Below are 3,300 nucleotides of genomic sequence, written 5' to 3'. Positions count from 1 at the left end.
AGTCGAGTTGACATCTTCCATCGAGGAACCGAAGTTGTCGCTGTACACCTGCCCACTGAGCTTGCCCAAGCGGGCCGTGGGTCGAGCGGTCCGGCGCGACGACGACGTCGACGACGGTCACGGCGACGGTGTCGGGGAACGGAGCGGCCACGCGGATGTTGGAGGTCATCGGGAACGGTTCAGGACCGTTCCCGCCGTCAGCGACGTGAGCGACACCGTTCACGACTCCGGCACCGTCGATCCCTGCCTCCGCCTCGCGGCGGGACAGGACCGTGGCTTCGCGGTCCGCGTCCGATTCGTCCCCCGGCGCGGTCGCGCGCGGGGTCACCTGCTCCGGCAGGATCGGCGGGTTGTGGTCGAGGGCGTCGTGCGGGGAACCGATGGTGAGCGCGACGGTGAGCCGGGTGAGGCTCGCGAAGATCACGAGCAGGAGGACGAGGGCGATGCCGACGACGACGCCCATGCCTGCGGACCAGCCGGCGAGGATGATGCCCACCTCGGAGAAGAAGATGCTGAAGGGGGGAAATCCGACGAGCGCCGCCATCGCGACGAGCCACGGGATCGCCAGCCCCGGGCGGCGCACGAGCAGCGCCCGGACGTTGGCGATCGTCGGTGTGCCCTCGACCTCGAGGATCCGGCCGGAGACGACGAAGAGCGTCGCCTTCACGAGTCCGTGGCCGAGCATGTAGAGCAGCACGGCCGGCAGGGCGGCGGCGCCGACCGCGGCGCCGATCGCCATCAGGCCCATGTGCTCGATGCTCGAGTATGCGAGCATCCGCTTGAAGTCGCGCTGGCGGATGAGCAGGGCGGCGGCGACGAACAGGGAGAGTAGGCCGGCCACGCTCAGCATCGCCCGGAGGAAGTCCGGGCCGATCACGGCGTCCGTGATGGTCTGCACCCGCAGGATCGCGTACAGGGCGACCGCAAGCAGCACGCCGCTCATCAGGCCGGACACCGGCGCGGGCGCCTGGCTGTGGGCATCCGGCAACCAGCTGTGCATCGGTGCGAGGCCGGCCTTGGTCGCGAAGCCGAGCACAGCGAGGGCGCCGCCGGCACGGACGAGTGCGGGGTCGAGGGGCAGGCCCGGCTGGCTGAGCACGAGCCAGGACAGCGTCGCCTCGCCGGTGGCCCGGGAGGCTGCGTAGATCAGCAGGATGCCGAGCAGGGCGATCGCGACGCCGACGGAGCCGAGGATCACGTACTTCCAGGAGGCCTCGAGGGACTTGCCGGTGCGGTGCGCGCCGACCAGGAACGCGGTGGTGATCGTCGTCGCCTCGATCGAGGCCCACATCAGGCCGATGTTGTCAGCGACGACGGCGAGTGACATGGCGGCGAGGAACACCGAGATCAGGCCGTCGTAGGAGCCCGCCCAGCGCGCGGGAGTCTGGGAGTGGCCGCCGCCGCCGAGTCCGCCCCAGGTCGAGACGAGGCCGATGGCTCCGACGACCGTGAGCAGGTAGGCCGAGAGGGCGTCGGCGCGGAGCACGCCGCCGAGAGTCGGCACCTGGTCGTGCAGCACGGCGACGACGAGGATCACCCCGGAGGCGAGCACGGCCAGGCTCGAGGCGATCGGACCGAGCCGGCGCAGCCGCGGGGACGGCACCGTGAGGCTCAGGAGCGCGAACAGCACCGGGAGGGCGAGCGGGGTCCAGAGTGCGAAGGACAGGTACGGGGCCATCAGTCATGCAACTTTCTCAGCTGGTCGATGTCCGTATTGCCGAACTTGTTGTGCATCCGCCCCGCGAAGACGTAGAGGATCATCACGACGAGGAGCACGTCGAGGGAGATGCCGAGCTCGAGCACGAGCGGGACGCCGCCGCTCGTCAGGAAGGCGACGGTCGCGATGCCGTTGTCGAGCACGAGGAAGCCGATCAGCTGCGACCGCGCCTGCCTCCGGGTGACGAGCAGCAGGAAGCCGATCAGCACCATGGCGAGCCCGATCGGCGCGGCGTGCGCGGACACGCTCGTGTCCCTGGCCAGCACCCGGCTGGAGACCACATAGGCGAGGATCGTGAGCAGGGCCACGGTCAGGAGCGAGGCCGTCGGGTTCAGGCGCGGGGCCTCATCCGTTCGGGTCGTCGCCTTCGACTCGTGGGCGAGCACCCACGGCAGGCCGAGGCCCTTGACGAGCAGCACGAGCACGGCGACGAGGATGACCTCGAGCTCGCCCTTCTGCACGCCGATCACGGCGACGAGCGCGGCCAGGGCGAGGCCCTGTACGGCGAGCAGGCGGATCGAGGCGAGCATCGAGTGCCGCCAGACCATCAGCGCGCTCGTGAGCAGCAGCGTGCCGGTGCAGAGGCCGATGAGTTGCGGGTAGGTGGTTTCGAACACGGATGCTCCTAAGCGACCAGGTAGGAGGCGGTGACGGCGAGCAGGGCGAGGGCGAACGACCCCGCGAGCAGCTCGGGCACGCTGAACAGGCGCGCCTTGGCGAGGAAGACCTCGCCGACGCTCAGCGCGGTGCCCAGGGCGAGCACCTTGGCGGCGACTGCGACGGCGCCGAGGAGGAGACCGGGCACGGTGAAGTCGGTGAGGACGCCCCACGGCACGATGAGGTTGCCGAGCAGGCCGAGCAGGGCGGCGAGCTTGAGCCAGGAGCCCAGTTCGAGCCAGGCCAGGTCGCGCCCGGAGCTTTCGAGCACCATGGCCTCGTGCAGCATCGTGAGTTCGAGGTGCGTCGAGGGGTTGTCGATGGGCAGCCGGCTCGTCTCGGCCATGATCGCGATCGCGAGGGCGACCATCGCGAGCAGGCTCACGGGGGAGATGATCACGGCGGGCGTCTGGAGCCGGGTCTGCACGATCAGCGACAGCGTCGAACTGCCCGCCGGGATCGAGAGGGCGTAGATCGAGAGCAGCAGGGTCGGCTCGACGAGGGCGGCGACCGTCATGTGCCTGCTCGAGCCCATCCCGCCGAATGCGGTGCCGCCGTCGAGCCCGACGAGGGCGAGCGCGACGACGCCGATCAGCATGACAGAGACGATCACGAAGAGGTCGCTCGGGATGAGAGGAAGCGCGAGGGTGCCGACGAGGGGGAGCAGCACGCAGAGCAGCAGGCTCGAGACGAGCAGCACGATCGGGCCGACCGACAGCATCCAGCTCGAGTCCGCCGCGTGCACAGGCTCCTTGGCGAGGAGCTTCCGCACGTCGCGCCAGGGCTGCCAGATTCCGGCTCCCGCGCGGCCCTCGAGCCGGGCGCGCACCTGGCGGATCACGCCGATCAGCAGCGGGGCCAGGAAGACGAAGAGCGCGAGTTGCAGCACGGCCATCAGGATGGGGGCCCCGATGCCGGCCCAGGTC

3 protein-coding genes are annotated in these 3,300 nt (G+C 70.2%); all 3 read right to left on the bottom strand.

Annotated features, from left to right (window positions below; translation table 11 throughout):
- On the bottom strand, positions 1–1,678 hold a 1,678-nt coding region (locus tag QN345_RS17045), incomplete at its 3' end, for a proton-conducting transporter membrane subunit (RefSeq protein ID WP_323508935.1).
- Positions 1,678–2,334, bottom strand: coding sequence for a hypothetical protein (locus tag QN345_RS17040; protein ID WP_134449605.1), 657 nt, complete (start codon positions 2,332–2,334; stop codon positions 1,678–1,680). The genes QN345_RS17040 and QN345_RS17045, both read right to left, overlap by 1 nt.
- A gap of 8 nt (positions 2,335–2,342) precedes the next feature.
- On the bottom strand, positions 2,343–3,300 hold a 958-nt coding region (locus QN345_RS17035), incomplete at its 5' end, for a respiratory chain complex I subunit 1 family protein (protein ID WP_323508934.1).

The sequence above is a fragment of the Cryobacterium sp. 10I1 genome (assembly GCF_035019805.1).
Classification (GTDB): Bacteria; Actinomycetota; Actinomycetes; order Actinomycetales; family Microbacteriaceae; genus Cryobacterium; species Cryobacterium glucosi.
The sequence above is the reverse complement of the archived record's forward strand: the minus strand, read 5'-3'. Positions and strand labels throughout refer to the sequence as shown.